Genomic DNA, 16,488 nt, shown 5'->3' with positions numbered 1-16,488 from the left:
TGCCGACATGATCCCGGCGGATCTACGCCTGCTCTCCGCTAAAGACCTGTTCATCAATCAGTCGACACTGACCGGCGAGGCCATGCCGCTCGAAAAGGTGGCACAAACTCAGACGGATGCAGCTGAAACACCCTTCGATCTCCAGAATATCTGTTTCATGGGCAGCGCCGTCGTCAGCGGTATTGGCTGTGGCGTCGTCGTGCTGACAGGCAGGCGGACGGCCTTCGGCCACGTCGCCGGCATGATCGCCGCGCAACGTGTGCAGACAAGCTTCGACAAAGGCATCACGCGGTTCACCTGGCTGATGATAGGTTTCATTGTGGTGATGGTGCCCCTCGTCTTCGTGATCAATGCTCTGTCGAAGGGAAACTGGTTCGAGGCGCTCCTTTTCGCGGTCGCGGTTGCGGTGGGGCTCACGCCTGAAATGCTGCCGATGATCGTCACGGTGAATCTCGCCAAAGGCGCTATGGCGATGTCGCGCAAAAAGGTCATCGTGAAGCGCCTCAACGCGATCCAGAATTTCGGCGCGATGGACGTTCTGTGCACCGATAAGACGGGCACGCTAACCCAGGATCGCGTCATCCTCAAGCGCCATCTGGATCTGCAAGGGAATGACTCGGACAAGGTCCTCGAATATGCCTACCTGAACAGCGCGCATCAGTCCGGCCTGAAGAACCTGCTCGACGTTGCGGTGCTGAAGCACGTCGAACTGGTTGAGCAGCTCAAGGCACACGAGCATTACGTCAAGATCGACGAGATGCCGTTCGATTTCGAGCGTCGCCGCATGTCCGTCGTTCTCGCACGGGCAGATGGCACTCACGTCCTGATCTGCAAAGGGGCTGTCGAAGAGATGTTCGCGGTGTGCAGCCGCTATGCGAATGAAAACGATACGGGCGCCCTCGACGACAGCCATTTCGCTGCCGCGAAGCAGACCACTGCCGCGCTCAACGCAGATGGATTTCGGGTCGTCGCGGTCGCATATAAGGAAATGCCGCTGCTGCAGGCGACCTACTCGGTCGCCGATGAGGCCGATCTGACGCTGCTTGGCTACATTGCCTTTCTCGACCCACCGAAGGAGACAGCCCCAGCCGCGATCGCGACCCTGAAGGCAAGCGGCGTGGAGGTAAAAATCCTCACGGGCGACAACGACATCGTGACCCGCAAGATCTGTCACGAGGTCGGCCTCGCCGTGGATCGCGTGGTGCTCGGAAAGGAGCTCGAGCAGTTGACGCTCGGACAGCTGGCGGATCTCGCCGAGACGGCGTCCGTTTTTGCCAAGGTGTCACCGGCGCAGAAGGCGTCGATCATCGACGCGTTGCATCGAAAGGGACATGTCGTCGGCTTTCTGGGTGACGGCATCAACGACGGTCCCGCGCTCAAGGCGGCGGATGTCGGTGTGTCCGTAGACAGCGCGGTCGATATCGCGAAGGAGTCGGCCGACATCATCCTGCTCGAAAAAAGCCTTGCGGTGCTGGGCGACGGTGTACTCGAGGGGAGAAAGGTGTTTGGCAACATTACCAAGTACATCAAGATGGGGGCAAGCTCGAATTTTGGAAACATGTTCAGCGTGCTCGGCGCCAGCGTCATCTTGCCATTTCTGCCCATGGCGCCGATTCAGGTGCTCACCAACAATCTGCTGTACGACTTTTCGCAAACCACCATCCCGACCGACAATGTGGATGCAGAATATCTGAGGGTGCCGCGGCGATGGGATATCGGCAACATCGTGAAGTTCATGCTAGTGATCGGGCCGATCAGCTCGATATTTGATTACGTCACTTACTTCATGATGCTTCATTTCTTCAACGCATGGGACCGACCGTCGCTGTTCCAGACGGGCTGGTTTGTTGAATCGCTGCTATCGCAGACGTTGATCATTCACATTATCCGCACCGCCAAGGTCCCCTTCCTCGAAAGTCGAGCGAGCGCTGCGTTGACTGCGACGAGTCTCATCATCGCCGCGACCGCTGTCGCCATACCGTTCACCCGGGTGGGAACCTTCCTCGGATTTACCCCGTTGCCTCCGACCTACTGGATCGGTGTCTTTCTGATTCTTGCGAGCTATGCCGTGCTGACGCATCTTGCAAAGATGTGGTTCGTTCGCAGGTTCGGACTGGATTGAATCATGTACGGCCCCGTACCGACTCCTGGCATGATTGCGCACACCCTCAATATGGCTGCCGCGCGTTTCATTTTTCAGGCACGCGTGCTGCTCGCGACTGCAGAAGCCGGCAGTTGCAGCACATCACCGACTCCGCTCACGGCTGCGGCGCAGAGCAGCCGCGCCCGCGCATCAGGCTGGACAGTATCCTCGAGGTCGACATGTATAAGCGCATTCTGATCGCAATCGACGGCGGCGAGACGTCGAGGCATGCCTTTGAAGGTGCATTGCAACTCGCTCGCGAAAGCGATGCGCAAGTGCAGCCTCTCTACGTCGTCGACAATCCGCTGCTGGCATGCGATGCGACCGGTTACGACCCTTCGATCCTGCGCGAAGCAGGTTTGGCAGAAGGCCACCTGCTTGCGGCCGCAGCACTGATTGCGGTGAAGCGCGACGCCGTCGCGGGCACGCCGCTGACCGTCCTGGTCGAACTCCCGGGTCAGGACATTGCGGAACGTGTGCGGCTCGCCGCAAGCGACTTCAAGGCCGATCTCGGGGTGCCCGGCACGCACAGCCGGCGCGAGTTTCGGCGGTCTGTTCCAGGGAGTGTCGCCGAGCGTTTAGTGCGTAGGACGTGTTCTCCCGTGCTACTGGTGCCGAATCGACAGGATCGGCCAACGTCCACGCCAGCTACCGTCCAGCAATTTGCGGCCGGCTGGTAGATGTGACGTGCAAATCCCCGAGCGTAGTCTTTTCGCCTCAAATCAATGCGCACTCCGCAAATTCGCTCCGTTCCTCCGCGCCTCACGCAATCCGACGACGCGCTTTCCGTGCAGCCTGGGCTCCCGCCGCCGACCGGCACAGGATTCGTGCGCGTTGCACCGGGTCTGCTCGGCAAGGGATCTCGGCTGCGCCCGCTCGGGCTCTGGGCAATGGGCTTGGCCGGCTTTGTTGCGGTCGTTCTTGTCGCGTTGCATTTCGGTTCGCTTCAGAAGATGCTCGAATTGGCGCGATCGGCGCGTCCGGGCTGGCTGCTCGTCGCCTTCGTTGCTCAGGGAGCAACCTATCTCAGCGCGGCCTTCGTATGGCGTCAGGCATTGCAATGCGCCGGCCATCCGTTGCCGCTACGCGCGCTCGTTCCGCTCGGCATAGCCAAGGTCTTCACCGATCAGGTTCTCCCGAGCGGCGGCATCAGCGGCACGATGCTGGTCGTGCGCGGGCTGATCAGGCGGCGCGTGCCCGCCGGGATTGCAATGGCGGCAATGCTCGCCGGCCTCGTGTCTTACGATGGTGCGTATCTCATCGTTGTGCTCGCCAGCGCCAGCGCGCTGTGGATTCGGCATCGGATGAATCTCCCGTTGGTCATCGGCGTCGCGATTTTCGTGGTGGTCACCATCGCCGTCCCGGCTGCCGTCCTGGGACTGAAACGATGGGGCCAGCGCAAGCCGATTGCCTGGGTCAGCAAGTGCCTGGGCGGAACCGACCTGCTCCAGGAACTCACCGATGCGCCCACCGAGTTGCTGCGCAGCCCGTGGCTGCTCATGCAGACCGTGGCTCTGCAGCTGGCCATCTTCCTGCTCGATGCCATGACGCTTTGGCTCGCGTTCAAAGCGCTCGGCGAAGTGCCGGCGCTCTGGGTCGTCTTCGTCAGCTTCGCCATTGCGTCGATGGTGGCGACGATTGGTCCGATCCCGGTTGGACTGGGGACCTTCGAAGCCACGAGCGTCGGCATGCTGAGTCTGCTGGGCGTGTCGATTGAAGCAGCGTTAGCGGGGACGCTCCTGCTACGCGGCCTGACCTTCTGGCTGCCGATGTTGCCTGGCCTCTGGCTGGCACGGCGCGAACTCAGCCGCGCATCGGGTGCACCCGCCGTCGTTTCTGCGCCTCGCTAACGCGAGCTAACCGCCACGGCGGCCAGGCCGCGTGGATAGCCCGCCGTGGGCAACGAGCGCACGTGCATTTGCGGCCAGCCGGGCAAACCGAGCAGCACCAACCCCCGGCACGATCGTGCCTACGACGAACGTCAAGTTTGCAATCCCGACGAAACCCTCACGCCGTTTAGCACGGTCCATGTAGCTATGCAGTAGAAGCCGGACGAAAAAAGCCCCGCGCAGATGCCGTTGACGCAAGTGCCGGCCGACCGATGGTTGAGGTGATCGCGGCCGCGCAGAGCGCTAGCACGACCGATACCACAGTACGCTTTATACCCCCCGAGCCAGATGGCGAGCAATCGCCAGCACGTGCGATCGGAAGACCAGCCCATTGCAGCCGTCTATTTCTTTAACGAGGCCGTCAAGGTTTGTTCCAGGTCGGCGATTCTTGCGTCCGTGAGTTCAGCATGCAACTTGATGGCCCGGATCAAAAACTGAACGTTGACGTCGTCGGCCTTCGACGCGAGATCGTCGAAACTCGCGAGTAACTTATTGACACTGTCGGTGGTCATGACTGCTCCTTTCATCAGGTTAAAAGATGGCAAGACTGCGCGTGTTCATAACAGCGCCGTCTTGCCGGATAATTCGTCATTTCTTCCGGCGCGTGCCGGGAAGTGCGCAGCGAGCAAAGCTGTGACCTGCTCGAGGCCGCGGATCGCCCCGGCCGGCTTTGTCACGTTGACTGGGCGATGACGCAAACAGATGGGGGATGCGTGTTTGCTCAGACGGTTGACGGATTTTGGGTGAGCTCGGTCAAACGATGCCACGAGTCGAAGCGCTGAGTGAGCTGTTTGCGGTAAAGAGAAGCGCGCAGCAAATGCCGCTTGAGCGCGAAGTGCTGCCGGATCGGTCCGAAGCTCGAGAGAAACGCCTGGGTACGCTTTGGGTAGCGAAACCCGCGCAAGCGCCGCTCGCGTTCGCGCGTAGGTTGATGGCTATTCTCGGCCCGATTGTTCACGCGGGCGGCAGCCTTGACGAACACGTGTTTGACATTTGCCAGCGCGGGGATCCTGGACTTCGCGGCCGGATAGCTGCGCAGCTGATCGGTGACGATTTTGCGCGGCACCGGGCACGAACGAAGTACGCGTTTGAAGAATCGTTCGGCTGCGGCCGTGTCGCGCCGCTTCTGCAGCAGGATATCGAGTTCGGCGCCGTGCTCGTCGACCGCTCGCTACAGCACATAAGGTTCACCGCGCAACGTCACGAACAACTCATCGAGATGCCATGTACTGCCCGGTTTTCGCCGGACAGCCTTTACCCGATGTGCAAACCCGGAACCGAATTTATCGCACCAGCGGCGCACGGTTTCATAACTCACCTCGATGCCGCGCTCGAACAGCAACTCTTCAATATCACGCAAACTCAGCTGAAACCGAAAGTACCACCGAACGGCCCAGCTGATGACCACCGCAGGAAAGCGATGCCCGTGATAGAGCGATCTGGAATTTTTCATCTCAAGAATTCTACGCGACCGCCGCAATAACGTGACAAAGCCCCTGAAACCTGTGAACCTGGACGGCAGTCCCATAGGACAAGCCGCTAATGTGCTAAGGACAGAATGCGCGGATCTCATCAAGGCTGCGGGCGTGCTTCGGCAAGTCGCCCAACGGCAAGCCGAATACATGCATGCAGACCGTTTCGACATGAGGAAAAAGAAGCTTGCAAAAGGCGTCGGGTCCATACATGCCAGGTTCCTGCGATTCCCACAACCGTATTTGCGGCTCAAAGCCTCAGACCGCAAGGCTTTGAAGATTGTTCAGGTCCGACCACTTAAGAAGAATTCGATCGAGTCCGGACGCCGGCCTTGTGCAAAGCTTTACATAAGGCCGAAGAATTCTTCTCGGCGGACGGGGATCGACCGCTGTCTTAACCGAGCCGTTTCAAATTCGAAGCTACGCAACCATCAGAGATCTCTTTAAAGTCTAGATGCGACGTATTCGCAGACGGCATCCAGGTGCTGCGGCGCCCATTGCTTCCACTTGTTGAACTGAGGTAAAGCAAGCGATGGAATTATGATTAGCTCGGTCCCAACGCCATCGAGAAGCACCTCTAGTTTTCGAATTCTGAGCTTGCCCCCGAAAAACGAATCCCTTGCTGAGCGGGTAAACTCAAGCAAGGAGAAGAACGATGACAAGCAAGGCAAAGCGAGCGCAGTACACGCTCGAGTTCAAGCTGGAAGCGGTGCGACTGGTCAAGGCCGGGCAAAGCATGGCAGCGGTCGCGGCGACACTCGGTGTGGTCGAACAGACGCTGTACAACTGGGTAAAGGCTGACCGGGAAGGCAAACTGGCGGGAGCAGGCGCGAAGCCTGTGAGCCCGGAACAGATGGAACTGGCGCGGCTGCGTGCCGAAGTGGCTCGCCTGAAGATGGAGCGAGATATTTTAAAAAAAGCGGCCGCGTACTTCGCCAGGGAGTCGATGTGAAGTACGCGTTCATCGAGCGCAATCGACGCCACTGGCCGGTCTCGGTGCTATGCGAAGTGCTGGAGGTCAGTCCCAGCGGATATCATCAGCGTCGGCAACGCACCGCGCAGGCCAGGCCGCACCGAGGCCGCGTGAGTGACGACGCACTGCTTGTGCACATCAAGGCGATTCACACGCAGGTCAAGGGCGAATACGGCTGGCCTCGCATGTGGAAGGAACTGCTCACGCATGGCGTGCGCGTGGGCAAAGAGCGGGTTCGCAAGCTGATGGCGCGGCATGGTATTCGAGCCCGCCACAAGCGCAAGTACATCGCGACGACGAACTCGAACCACGATTTGCCAGTGGCGCCGAATCTGTTGGAGCGCAACTTCACCGCTAACGCGCCGAACCAGGTCTGGACGACCGACATCACGTATCTGGCGACAGCCGAAGGCTGGGTGTACCTCACGGTCATCATCGACCTGTTCAGCAGGCAGGTGGTAGGCTGGTCGATGCAGCCGCACATGAAGGCTGAACTGGTCGCGGACGCATTGCGCATGGCGTGGTTCCGGCGCCGCCCTGAAGCCGGTGTAATTGTGCATAGCGACCGGGGCAGCCAGTATTGCAGCGGTCTGTTTCAGGACACGCTGAAGGCCTACGGCATGCGCTCATCGATGAGCAGACGCGGCGATTGTTGGGATAACGCGCCTACCGAAAGTCTGTGGGCTTCGCTGAAGGTAGCACGCATGCATGGACGACACTTCGCCACGCGGCGTGCCGCAATGGATGAGGTCATTGACTGGCTGGGCTTCTACAATGCACGCCGATTACACTCGACGCTCAACTACGTAAGTCCCATGACATTCGAGAAGAACTGGTTCGCGGCTCAGCAAGTCGAGGCCGCATATTTCCCCCAGCTAAGGGATTCGTCAAACGGGGGCAAGGTCATTCCGTCCTGCTCCGAGGCCGGTGGGCGCGCAATCTTTAGTTGGAACTCTTTCTCAAATCTTTCGCAGGTTCCCGAGCCGTGAAGCACGACGATTCGGGGGCGTATCGTCGTCACGAGCGATCGAAATATACGGCTTCCGTGCGTCGCGCCAGGTTGATGCTCCATTCTTCGAAGGCACTCGGACATGCCGGTCGAGTAGCACACGACGTTCGTTTCGAGGATGTTCGTGACACCGGCGGCACCAAGACGAATGACGAAATCGTCAATATTAGGGCGAGTCAGCGACGGCTTCGGATGAAGCTCATCGTACACCCCGCGACAGCTCTCTCCGTTGCGGTTAATTAGTGCATCCATATGTCGAACATGACTAACTGCAGACACAGGGAAGTGCTTCGCCTGGTTCGCACCCACGATGAATACGTTCGCCGATTCCGGGTTCCGTGATCCGGTCATCCATGGACGTGGATATTGACCGGCGAGCGGTTGAGTGAGGTCTGAAATTAATGCTTCAAAAGTCATGGATGAAGAGTCGTGCGATTTTGTGGAGGAGATAACACATGTTGGGGGTGTTGATCCTACGGCGTCAACTAACGATAAGAAGCGCGTATTCGGCTGGTTGCTCCTTGATTTCCCAAATCAGATGGACGACCGTATCGGGCAGTTTTCGGAGTGGACCAGCCGTTCGGCTGTCGGCCCAGCGCGATGTGCGAGCGGCAGCAAATGGCCGACATCTATCCTCTGGGGAGTATGTTCATGACGCCGTCTCGGCTGCATACGATCGCGAAAGGACGGGTGCCTGCTTGTCTGTCGCATTGCACGCGCTACTTAGCGAACCGGTCTGTCGCTGCAATCAATGCCTTCAGAAGCCCCGGCTCGTCGTACGCATGGCCCGCATCCGGCACAATCTCAAACGTCGCGTTTGGCCAGGCCTTTGACAGATCCCATGCGGTACGCGCCGGCGTCGCGACGTCGTAGCGGCCCTGGATGATCACGCCGGGAATGTTCGCGAGCCGATGCGCGTCGCGCAGCAGCTGGCCCTCCTCGACGAATCCGCCATTGACGAAATAGTGGTTTTCGATTCGCGCGAATGCGAGCGCGAAGTGGCCGCAGCTGAAATGATCCGCCAGTGTCTGATTGGGCAGCAGCGTGATTGTGCGGCCTTCCCACCTGCTCCACGCACGCGCGGCTTCAAGCTTCGTGGCTTCGTCGTCGCCGGTCAGCCGGCGACGGTAAGCGGCGATTATGTCGCCGCGCTCGTTGACGGGGATCGGTGCGAGAAACTCCTCCCACAGATCCGGGAACAGCCATGAAGCGCCTTCCTGGTAGTACCACAGCAACTCTGCGCGGCGCATCGTGAAGATGCCGCGAAGTATCAGTGCGCTCACGCGTTCGGGGTGCGTCTGCGCATAGGCGAGTGCGAGCGTGCTGCCCCACGAGCCGCCGAACACGAGCCATTGTTCGGCGCCGACCATCTCGCGCAGCAACTCGATGTCCGCAACGAGATGCCAGGTCGTGTTGTTCTCGAGGCTCGCGTACGGCTTCGAGCGGCCGCAGCCGCGCTGGTCGAACAGCAGGATGTCGTAGCACTCGGGGTCGAACAGGCAGCGATGCTCGGGGCTGCAGCCACCGCCCGGGCCGCCGTGCAGGAACACCGCTGGCTTGCCGGCGGGATTGCCACAGCGCTCCCAATACACCTGATGGCCGTCGCCGGTGTCGAGATGGCCGTGCGCGTGAGGTTCGATTGGTGAGTACATGGTGTTTCGACTCCGGTGCAATTAGGCAAACCGCACATCCGATAACGGGATTCTCAGATGTAGCGAATCGTTTTCCGGGAAAAGGGCGGCTTTTCTTCAGGACCTGCCCGGTGGAGTTGGGTACGCCGCGTTTTGATGCCACGGAGTTTACCTCGTCGACCTTCTTTCTTACCATGGTAAGAAGGTCTATCAGAATAGCGGTGGCTTTTACACGCACGGTCGGACGCGTAGCTGTTCACCCTCACGGTTGTCCGCCGACGAGCGGCTGGTTCCGAGTAGCTCGAGAGGCACTTGACGGCCCCTGAGCCGCCCTTCGGCCCAGTGCAACCGCGGTGGCAGGTTACAAAGTCCAACGGCCATCTACGACTCAGCACGGCGGGCGATTGACCGGGGATCGACGTGGGTGCGCGGTGCACACCGGGCCCACCGATAACGACGGACTCAGCACAGATCGGGACGATGCCCCCGAGCCGTCGCAGACGGCACGGGGGCGGGTTGGCCGCCGTGGTCAGAATTTCGGGACGGGGCGGGCGCCGAGAGAGTAATCATGCGCATACCACCAGACGTTATTGATGTATTCGGCTAGGCGTTGGTCGATCATGCCGCCCGTGATGGCAGACATGGCGACGCGATCCAGGACTTCGACATCAGGTAGGTCATTAATCGTAAGGGTCGTCATGGCAGTTCTCCTAAAAGATAAGTCAGTGAATAAAAAGTTTGGCGACATACCGCTCGCGGTGCCGCTAACTGATTTAAAGCACATGGCGCGCCAGTCTCGGCAGAGCGCCGAGAGACGGCTCGTAACAGTTTGAATATAGCGATATATCGATCGCGGTCGGGTGCGTGTGAGGGGGCGCGCGTAGCACCAGATGGTGGGCTAGTATCCAACACACCACAACGTACTGTTGGATCGCGGACCCTCGAAGGGCCGCTCCGCGCTGGCGAGCCGCCACCTGACCGGCCAGTCGGGTCGGCCCGCGAACGGCGGCTTGTGGCCCAGACCGTGTCAAAACGGAAAATCGCAAGGTTTTGAAGGGTCGCTTTACCATTGCCGACATGCACCGAAGCCGTTGTAGGCCTTTCTCGTAAGCCGGTTTCGACTGCGCTCAAACGAAGCGCACGTTTTGACACGGCCTCGGCCGTCACCTGCCCCGCCTCGGTCTCCCGAAATTGGGCTAACCAGTTACATAATGAAAAAGTGATCACCTTAATTATGTCAACTTCTAGCGTATAGAACTGCGCTGCCGACGGGTTTGATAACCTGTAGAATGTGGATAGATATGCGCATATCCATCCACATGGAGGTTCACATGGCACATCCAACTGCCGCCGTCTCACGTAAGGCAACCAATGTCACGCTGCCTGTCGACGTTTATGAGCGAGCGAAGGAACTGGGCATCAACTTCTCACGTGCGTGCGAGCAAGCTTTACGCGACGCAATCAAGGCCGAGGAAGGTCGTGGCTGGGCGCAGGAGAACGCAGAGTTCATTAAAAACACCAACGACTGGGTCGAAAAGAATGGCGTTCCGCTCGCTGAATACCGGATGTTTTGATGGCGCGATTTGAAGTTCATGCCAACCCCGGCAAAAGCAAGGCAAATACGCCGTACCTTGTCGACGTGCAGAGCGACTTTCTCGATGGCCTAACTATTCGGGTCGTTGTCCCGCTAATTCGTGCTGATTCTTTCCCTCCCGGCAAACTGCCGGCAGATTTCACGCCGTCCTTCGACATCGCTGGCGTCAAATTCCTGATGCACCCGGCATTCATTGCATCTGTTCCGTTAAACGAGCTTGGTCCCTCGATCTGTTCATTGCAGGAGCATCGGGACAAGATCACGGCAGCGCTTGACCGTCTTTTGGGTGGCTTCTGATCGATCAACCACTGCTGCGGGGAGACCGCACCAAAGCGGGGGCTCTATGCCGCGATATCGTGAGCGTGCTCGTTGACCGCGAGTGCGGGATACCATCGCTCGAAGCACGATCGCAACTGCTCATTTAGGACGGCCGTCCTCACCTGCAGAAGGCCTTGCATGAATCGGTCGCCATGCCATCCGCTGCCGCTTCACAAAACGCTTGCTGACCACGCGGTTCACGGCCGACTCGACGAAGCTCGACGTGATCGGCTCACCATGGCGGTAGCGGTCGCCGTATTTCACGATTAAGGGCTGGTTGTTCTTAAGGTAACCGATGAACTCCTCGAGTCTGGCCTCCTCGAGACTGCCGTCCGTGGCGAGTTCCCAGCCCAGGCGTTCGAGCCGCTGCAGCGCCGGATAGGGCCAGCCGTGCCAGAGGCGCCACTTTGCACGGCGCAGCCCATCGATCAGCACGTCAGCACGTGGCCGTTCGTCGCGGTCCGGCAGCCCCTTGATCATCTGTTCGAGATTCTGTACTCGCATGGCGACGTGAAACCAGTCGAGTACCCTATCGTTAAAGTCGAGTTGTGCACGGCGAACCGTGTCGCCGCCGTCAGACAGGAAAGTTACCGGCTGGTCCGCGCCGACGCCTTCCTGCGCAAGAAACGCCAGCATCCGATCGGCAGCCTCGTGCTCGAGTGTGTGAACGTAAGGGAAGCTGTGTCCGCAACCGTCGTCGCGCAATGATTTTCGGACGAAAACTTAGAACCAGCCGTCTTGCCGGCTGCTGTGTCTGGCCAAGCGATATATCCGCCGTCGATTCCCACGGCGCGCACTGAACTACGCCGCGGAATGGCGCATCCCCTAGCAGGCAGATCGACGTATTGCCGTTGCTCGACGGCGGGCGCTGCGCTCAAGCCTTCCAAGGCGATGGCCCAGCGTGGTGACGCGCCTCCGGATCATCGTGGCCGCCAGCGCATCCTCAAGCTGCCTTTTTATGACGGGTATTTAGACGAGTTTGTTGTCTGCCAAATCAACTGAACACAACTCGTCGGCTCGGGCCTGCCGCGGAACATTGAAGTTTTTTTCTTATAAAAAGGATGGGAGGTCCGAAAAGATCAGGCTGGAAAGGCTAGCCTCGAAAGCCAAGTCGAAGTCGGTTACGTTCAAACCGCCGACAAAGACCAAGGTCCGCTCTCATATGGACTATCGCGTTGATCTGCGGCCTGATCGTCGGATTTGGAACCTATCTCCAGAACCCACACCCCCAAGAGTGGGGCACGCTGATCTTTCGAGTGATCTTCGGCTACGCAATCGGGGCGCTTGGCGCATATCTCATCACGAACAAGTGGGTCTGGGGTGGCGCAATCGTCTTAGGTATCGGTTATTACGTCAAGATGCATGGCAGCTAAGTCCCCTGTGTGTCGCTGTACCGAAACAGTGCTTTGCACCCAGCAGCAGCCAACATGATTAGTTTTCCTATGTATTGGACATTAAAGAAATTATCAACTGAACTGGTATGTTTGGAACTGTTGCGTTTTCAGGGCATCCGGCGACAGCAGCTCAAGGCTTCCAGCCGGATTCTGCGCAACAGAAAGCATAAGTTTTGACGCGCAACGATGAGTCGTCAATCTTCTCTTCAAAGACAACTCGAAGCCCTGACAAATGCTGTCGTCCGAGCTTGCTTGCCAAGGTTACGCAACCCCGTCCCATAGGCACCGCTACGTCGCTGCTCTATCGCGAGGTGCCTGCCATCCTTGCCAGGTTCAGGCGTGAGATGCCGGGAGTAGAAGTTGCGTTACACGAGATTCCCTCGAGCGAGCATCTTCAGACACTACTACGAGGGCAGATTCACGCAGCGTTCATTACGGGATCTCGCACCGCGCCCAACCTGGAAGCAATTGCTCTTGCGGGATCCGGTGCAAATAGCCGGTCGGAATGATCTTATGTCCATAGATAGAATATCTTATTGAGAAGAGAGGACAGCATTCCAGACAGCGGGAACAGCCGTATCTTTGAGTCGCAAGCTGGCAAGACCAAATTGTCCTTTGCGTATGCGATGCATCAACTCGATCCCTGAAATCGTGCTCGCAGCGTTCCCGAAACGTTTGAAGCCGAGCATGACGTTCGTTCTGGACTTGACGTTACGATGATCCTGTTCGATCAGGTTATTCAAATACTTCGAGGATCGTATCGCGGTATCCTCCGGCAGCAGGCCGTCGTCTTTCATTTCACGCACCGCGCGGTGCGAGGCTGCATAACCATCGAGCGTGATGGTCTTGGGCGGTTGGCCCTGATGTTTGATGGCCTTGCTGAAAAAGGCTTTGGCCGCCTTCACGTCGCGCTTCGCGCGCAGCATGAAGTCCACCGTCTGACCAGCCCGATCAACCGCCCTGTAGAGATACGCCCACTTGCCGCGAATCTTCAGGTAGGTCTCGTCGACACGCCACGACTGTCCCGTGGGCGTGCCAAAACGATTCCAGCGCTTGACGAACTCCGGCGCATAGCGCTGCACCCAGCGCAGGATCGTCGTGTGAGCGAGCGACAATCCACGTTCAGCCATCATCTCGACAAGATCCCGCAGACTGAGTTTGTAGCGTAGGTACCAGCGGACACACAGAATGATGATCTCGCGATCAGAGTGTCGCCCATCGAACAACTCGTCAAGACTCTTCAACTTACTCATCGGCGACCATCAATTCGTTCGGTGCCACACCTTAACCGATTTCACATCGCCATTTGCACCAGAGCCCTCCCGGGCGAGTTTCGAAACAGAGACGCCCGGTTCACATGCGGCCGCAGCCAGGCGGCGTCGAAACTCCGGGCTATGGTTCGGACTGCCTTTACGCGTCCCCGACGCCGGTTTCTCTTCTGATCCCAAAATGGCTCCCGCTACTCAAAATGGTGGGAACCACTTTGGCGTCTCCCGCTGCACAGATCAAGACGGCCGTGCCGTGCCGTGCCGCGACGCTTACGCGGCGTCGGCGGGCCAGTTCAACGCTCCAGCAGAGTGCGCTTGTGTTTTACGTCCTTGAACTGATCCGCTTCCGCGAGCGGCGCCTTCGTCTTCGTGATGCTCGGCCAATTATGGGCGAGCTCTGCATTCAGTCTGACGAAATACTGCTGATCGGCAGGGACATCATCGGCTGCGTAGATCGCAATCACTGGGCACTCTCCCACGCAGACGGCGCAGTCGATGCATTCGTCGGGATCAATCGCCAGAAAATTCGGACCTTCCCGAAAACAGTCCACCGGGCACACGTCCACGCAATCTGCAATCTGTATAGCGACACTTGATGCAGCTTTCCGTAACAACGTGAGTGATTGAACACCTGCGATACGGGTTTTGTGGGCCGTACTGGATTCGAACCAGTGACCAACGGATTAAAAGTCCGCTGCTCTACCTGCTGAGCTAACGACCCTGGCCATTTCCGTTCACTCGCTTCACAAGCGCCACGTCGGCACCCCCGCTACCCGATATCAATCGTACGGCTCGCCGATCGCGTCGGCTCCTGTTTTGGCACCGTCAGCGTAAGCACGCCCCTGTCAAACCTGGCGAGCGCGTGCTCGGGTTCGGCGCTTTCCGGCATCGGGATCGTGCGCGTAAAGGCCCGTATGCGCGCTCCAGGCGGTAGCAGCCGTCTTCCTCGCTGTGCACATCCTGCTTTTTCTCGCCGCGCAACACCAGCGCTCCGTCCTCAACGCTGACGGTCAGGTCCTCCCGCTCCATGCCCGGCAACTCGACAGTCACGCGCAGTATCTTCCCCTCGTCGACCACATCGATGCGCGGCTGGAAACGCGATGAGCTGAAGTCGCCGAACCATCGTTCGAGTGCGCCGCGCGCCGCAAACGGATCGTGAAAGAAATCCACCATTGCGCGCCACGGATCGCGGGAGAAAAGTCGCGGAATATCAGGCCGCGGAACGCGCGACGGTTCGCTGTCCGGCGGACTTTGCGGACTGTCCGCATCGGGCTTGCGCCCTGAACCGCGGAGAAATTTGAAAGGGTTCCACTTTTTCAGATCGGTGTTCATCGTATGCTCCTCTTTGGTCGGCCAGGAGAGCCGGATGTCCGGCATTGCGCTCTCGCTGCAACGTTTCTGCTGACGTCCCTGGACTGCGCCCCCGGGCGGCCGCCGTTGCCTGGCGTCAGCGCTCGCGATACACCGTTTGCAACCAGCCTGACGGCGTGCGGCGGGCCATTCGCGCCCGGCCTCAGCGGCCAACTAACGCGCGGCGAGACGCGGCAGATGCCACTCGACCGGCAGCCGGGCATCGGGCCTGATCCTGCTCAGCGCGACCGATCCACCAAAGACGGGCAAGCCGCTTGCGAACAGGCGCACCGGCAGGCCCCAGGTGCTGGTTGTGTATTCGCGCCACCGTTCCTCCATGACGTTCTGCATCCGCGCCTCCTCGAACCGGGCGGTGGCGACTGCGGCCGCCACCGGTTTTTCTCCTGTCGTCGTTACGTGTCTCCCCGGCTCAGTTCGTCTGCACCTCGATCCGGCGCGGGCGTGCTTCGTCGCGACGCGGAATCGTGAGCTTCAGCACGCCATCCTGCAAATTTGCGTCGATCTTCGATGTGTCAAAGTCCGGGCTCAGCGAGAACGCCCGCGCGAACCGCGGTTCACGGATCTCGACGTGCTGCAGCCGCAGACCGGCGGGGGTTGGAACGACCGCTTCGGCCTCGATATAGAGATTGCCGTCGTGCACCTTCACGTCGAGTTTGTCCTTTGTGACGCCTGGCAGGTCCGCCCGCAGAGTGATGCCCTGACTGTCCTCGAAGATATCGACGGCCGGTGTGAGTGTCATCCGGCGTGCCGGCTGGTCGCCCTCACGTCTTACTACCGCTTTCTGGTCGCGTTCAGCAACCTGGGTCCTGTGGTTCATGGCTCGCTCCTTGAATGACTGGCGTTACTCGACGGTGATGGCCCGCGGCTTCGACGCTTCGCGCTTGCCGACGCTAATCGACAGACAGCCGTTGGTGTAGCGCGCCTGCACCTTGTCGGGGTCGGCGTTCTGTGGCAGTTCGATCACGCGGCGGAACGCGCCGGCAAAGCGCTCCTGTGCGTATGTGCGGGTGTCGTCACGGGCTTGGTCATTGCGGGGGTCACCACTGACATCGGGCCGCGCCGGCTTGCGCTCGCCGCTGATCGTCAGCAGCCCCTTGTCGACCGACAGATCAAGCTCGGCGGCGTTAACGCCCGGTGCGAACGCGACGATCTCGATCGAGTCGTCAGTCGTACCAATGTTGACCTGCGGGAAGGCACCGAGGCGGCCTGCGCGGATGCTGGACGGGAAGCCGCCGAACAGGCTCGTCATCTCGCGCTGCAGACGGTCGAATTCGCTGAACAGGTCGGTTCCGGAATAGAGATTACTCATGGTCGTATCCTCCTTGAATGCAGCATGGAGGCGAACGGGCCTACGCGCTCCAGTCCGCCTGCCAGGCCGCTGGCAAACAAATCGAAACACGCAGCGCGCCTGATACCACCAGCGCGA

The 16,488-nt window shown here is 59.4% G+C and carries 14 protein-coding genes, 1 tRNA gene and 5 pseudogenes; 8 read left to right on the top strand and 12 right to left on the bottom strand.

Annotation, left to right across the window (positions count from 1 at the left end; genetic code table 11):
- Positions 1 to 7 precede the first annotated feature (7 nt).
- The 3 genes from mgtA (at position 8) to HF916_RS02725 (ending at position 3,993) form a co-directional block, all read left to right on the top strand.
- Positions 8 to 2,122, top strand: a complete 2,115-nt coding sequence (gene mgtA / locus HF916_RS02735; RefSeq protein WP_240975398.1) for a magnesium-translocating P-type ATPase — start codon at positions 8 to 10, stop codon at positions 2,120 to 2,122.
- A 113-nt stretch (positions 2,123 to 2,235) separates the two neighbouring features.
- Positions 2,236 to 2,823, top strand: a complete 588-nt coding sequence (locus tag HF916_RS02730; protein WP_240975317.1) for a universal stress protein — start codon at positions 2,236 to 2,238, stop codon at positions 2,821 to 2,823.
- A 147-nt stretch (positions 2,824 to 2,970) separates the two neighbouring features.
- Positions 2,971 to 3,993 (top strand): lysylphosphatidylglycerol synthase transmembrane domain-containing protein, encoded by a 1,023-nt coding sequence (locus HF916_RS02725; protein WP_240975316.1) that lies wholly within the window; start codon positions 2,971 to 2,973, stop codon positions 3,991 to 3,993.
- A 380-nt stretch (positions 3,994 to 4,373) separates the two neighbouring features.
- Here HF916_RS02725 and HF916_RS02720 read toward each other — a convergent pair whose 3' ends face one another.
- Both HF916_RS02720 and HF916_RS02715 read right to left on the bottom strand, forming a co-directional pair.
- A complete protein-coding gene (locus HF916_RS02720; RefSeq protein ID WP_168787720.1) occupies positions 4,374 to 4,544 on the bottom strand; it encodes a hypothetical protein in 171 nt (56 codons plus the stop codon).
- Positions 4,545 to 4,753: 209 nt separating this feature from the next.
- Positions 4,754 to 5,485 (bottom strand): annotated as a pseudogene (locus HF916_RS02715) (IS6 family transposase).
- 674 nt (positions 5,486 to 6,159) lie between these two features.
- Between HF916_RS02715 and HF916_RS02710 the strand changes: the two are divergent.
- Positions 6,160 to 7,340 (top strand): annotated as a pseudogene (locus tag HF916_RS02710) (IS3 family transposase); the annotation flags it as partial.
- An 865-nt stretch (positions 7,341 to 8,205) separates the two neighbouring features.
- Here the strand turns inward: HF916_RS02710 and pip are convergent.
- The gene (pip, locus tag HF916_RS02705; RefSeq protein ID WP_168787719.1) at positions 8,206 to 9,138 is read right to left on the bottom strand and encodes a prolyl aminopeptidase; all 933 of its coding nucleotides are present in this window, start codon (positions 9,136 to 9,138) and stop codon (positions 8,206 to 8,208) included.
- Positions 9,139 to 9,646: 508 nt separating this feature from the next.
- Entirely contained in the window at positions 9,647 to 9,817 is a 171-nt protein-coding gene (locus HF916_RS02700; RefSeq protein WP_168787718.1) for a hypothetical protein, read from the bottom strand.
- A 631-nt stretch (positions 9,818 to 10,448) separates the two neighbouring features.
- On the opposite strand from HF916_RS02700, the gene HF916_RS02695 reads away from it, so the two are divergent.
- Together HF916_RS02695 and HF916_RS02690 are read left to right on the top strand one after the other, a co-directional pair.
- Positions 10,449 to 10,691 (top strand): type II toxin-antitoxin system CcdA family antitoxin, encoded by a 243-nt coding sequence (locus HF916_RS02695; RefSeq protein WP_168787717.1) that lies wholly within the window; start codon positions 10,449 to 10,451, stop codon positions 10,689 to 10,691.
- Complete coding sequence (locus HF916_RS02690; RefSeq protein WP_168787716.1) at positions 10,691 to 11,008, top strand: CcdB family protein; 318 nt, start codon at positions 10,691 to 10,693, stop codon at positions 11,006 to 11,008. Before HF916_RS02695 ends, HF916_RS02690 begins: the two co-directional genes overlap by 1 nt.
- Before the next feature lie 44 nt (positions 11,009 to 11,052).
- Here the strand turns inward: HF916_RS02690 and HF916_RS50225 are convergent.
- Positions 11,053 to 11,977 (bottom strand): annotated as a pseudogene (locus tag HF916_RS50225) (ISKra4-like element ISBte1 family transposase); the annotation flags it as partial.
- A 227-nt stretch (positions 11,978 to 12,204) separates the two neighbouring features.
- Here HF916_RS50225 and HF916_RS49740 point away from each other — a divergent pair.
- Together HF916_RS49740 and HF916_RS51880 are read left to right on the top strand one after the other, a co-directional pair.
- Positions 12,205 to 12,402 carry a hypothetical protein gene (locus HF916_RS49740; RefSeq protein ID WP_206001767.1) on the top strand — a complete coding sequence of 66 codons (198 nt, stop codon included), beginning with the start codon at positions 12,205 to 12,207 and terminating at the stop codon, positions 12,400 to 12,402.
- A 332-nt stretch (positions 12,403 to 12,734) separates the two neighbouring features.
- Positions 12,735 to 12,932, top strand: a complete 198-nt coding sequence (locus tag HF916_RS51880) for a LysR substrate-binding domain-containing protein (protein WP_431311387.1) — start codon at positions 12,735 to 12,737, stop codon at positions 12,930 to 12,932.
- Between the two features lie 24 nt (positions 12,933 to 12,956).
- Here HF916_RS51880 and HF916_RS02675 read toward each other — a convergent pair whose 3' ends face one another.
- The 7 genes and pseudogenes from HF916_RS02675 to HF916_RS02645 form a co-directional block, all read right to left on the bottom strand.
- On the bottom strand, positions 12,957 to 13,667 hold the full coding sequence (locus HF916_RS02675; RefSeq protein ID WP_431311377.1) for an IS6 family transposase: 711 nt from the start codon (positions 13,665 to 13,667) through the stop codon (positions 12,957 to 12,959).
- A 317-nt stretch (positions 13,668 to 13,984) separates the two neighbouring features.
- A pseudogene (fdxA, locus tag HF916_RS02670) lies at positions 13,985 to 14,315 on the bottom strand (ferredoxin FdxA).
- A gap of 24 nt (positions 14,316 to 14,339) precedes the next feature.
- Positions 14,340 to 14,412, bottom strand: a tRNA-Lys gene (locus HF916_RS02665).
- Between the two features lie 48 nt (positions 14,413 to 14,460).
- Positions 14,461 to 14,720: pseudogene (locus HF916_RS51875) on the bottom strand (Hsp20/alpha crystallin family protein).
- Positions 14,721 to 15,215: 495 nt separating this feature from the next.
- Positions 15,216 to 15,392 carry a hypothetical protein gene (locus HF916_RS02655; protein ID WP_206001766.1) on the bottom strand — a complete coding sequence of 59 codons (177 nt, stop codon included), beginning with the start codon at positions 15,390 to 15,392 and terminating at the stop codon, positions 15,216 to 15,218.
- A 79-nt stretch (positions 15,393 to 15,471) separates the two neighbouring features.
- Complete coding sequence (locus HF916_RS02650) at positions 15,472 to 15,879, bottom strand: Hsp20/alpha crystallin family protein (protein ID WP_168787711.1); 408 nt, start codon at positions 15,877 to 15,879, stop codon at positions 15,472 to 15,474.
- A 24-nt stretch (positions 15,880 to 15,903) separates the two neighbouring features.
- Complete coding sequence (locus tag HF916_RS02645) at positions 15,904 to 16,371, bottom strand: Hsp20/alpha crystallin family protein (RefSeq protein WP_168787710.1); 468 nt, start codon at positions 16,369 to 16,371, stop codon at positions 15,904 to 15,906.
- Positions 16,372 to 16,488: the final 117 nt, after the last annotated feature.

Origin of the sequence: Paraburkholderia aromaticivorans (assembly GCF_012689525.1) — a bacterium.
GTDB classification, from domain to species: Bacteria; Pseudomonadota; Gammaproteobacteria; order Burkholderiales; family Burkholderiaceae; genus Paraburkholderia; species Paraburkholderia aromaticivorans_A.
This window is presented reverse-complemented; position numbering and strand designations above follow the sequence as displayed.

Excerpts from the sequence above, each read along its gene's own strand:
- HF916_RS02655 (WP_206001766.1), bottom strand. The coding sequence starts at position 15,392 with ATGCAGAACGTCATGGAGGAACGGTGGCGCGAATACACAACCAGCACC.
- pip (WP_168787719.1), bottom strand. The coding sequence starts at position 9,138 with ATGTACTCACCAATCGAACCTCACGCGCACGGCCATCTCGACACCGGC.
- HF916_RS02650 (WP_168787711.1), bottom strand. The coding sequence starts at position 15,879 with ATGAACCACAGGACCCAGGTTGCTGAACGCGACCAGAAAGCGGTAGTA.
- mgtA (WP_240975398.1), top strand. The coding sequence starts at position 8 with ATGATCCCGGCGGATCTACGCCTGCTCTCCGCTAAAGACCTGTTCATC.
- HF916_RS02700 (WP_168787718.1), bottom strand. The coding sequence starts at position 9,817 with ATGACGACCCTTACGATTAATGACCTACCTGATGTCGAAGTCCTGGAT.
- HF916_RS02690 (WP_168787716.1), top strand. The coding sequence starts at position 10,691 with ATGGCGCGATTTGAAGTTCATGCCAACCCCGGCAAAAGCAAGGCAAAT.
- HF916_RS02720 (WP_168787720.1), bottom strand. The coding sequence starts at position 4,544 with ATGACCACCGACAGTGTCAATAAGTTACTCGCGAGTTTCGACGATCTC.
- HF916_RS02695 (WP_168787717.1), top strand. The coding sequence starts at position 10,449 with ATGGCACATCCAACTGCCGCCGTCTCACGTAAGGCAACCAATGTCACG.
- HF916_RS02645 (WP_168787710.1), bottom strand. The coding sequence starts at position 16,371 with ATGAGTAATCTCTATTCCGGAACCGACCTGTTCAGCGAATTCGACCGT.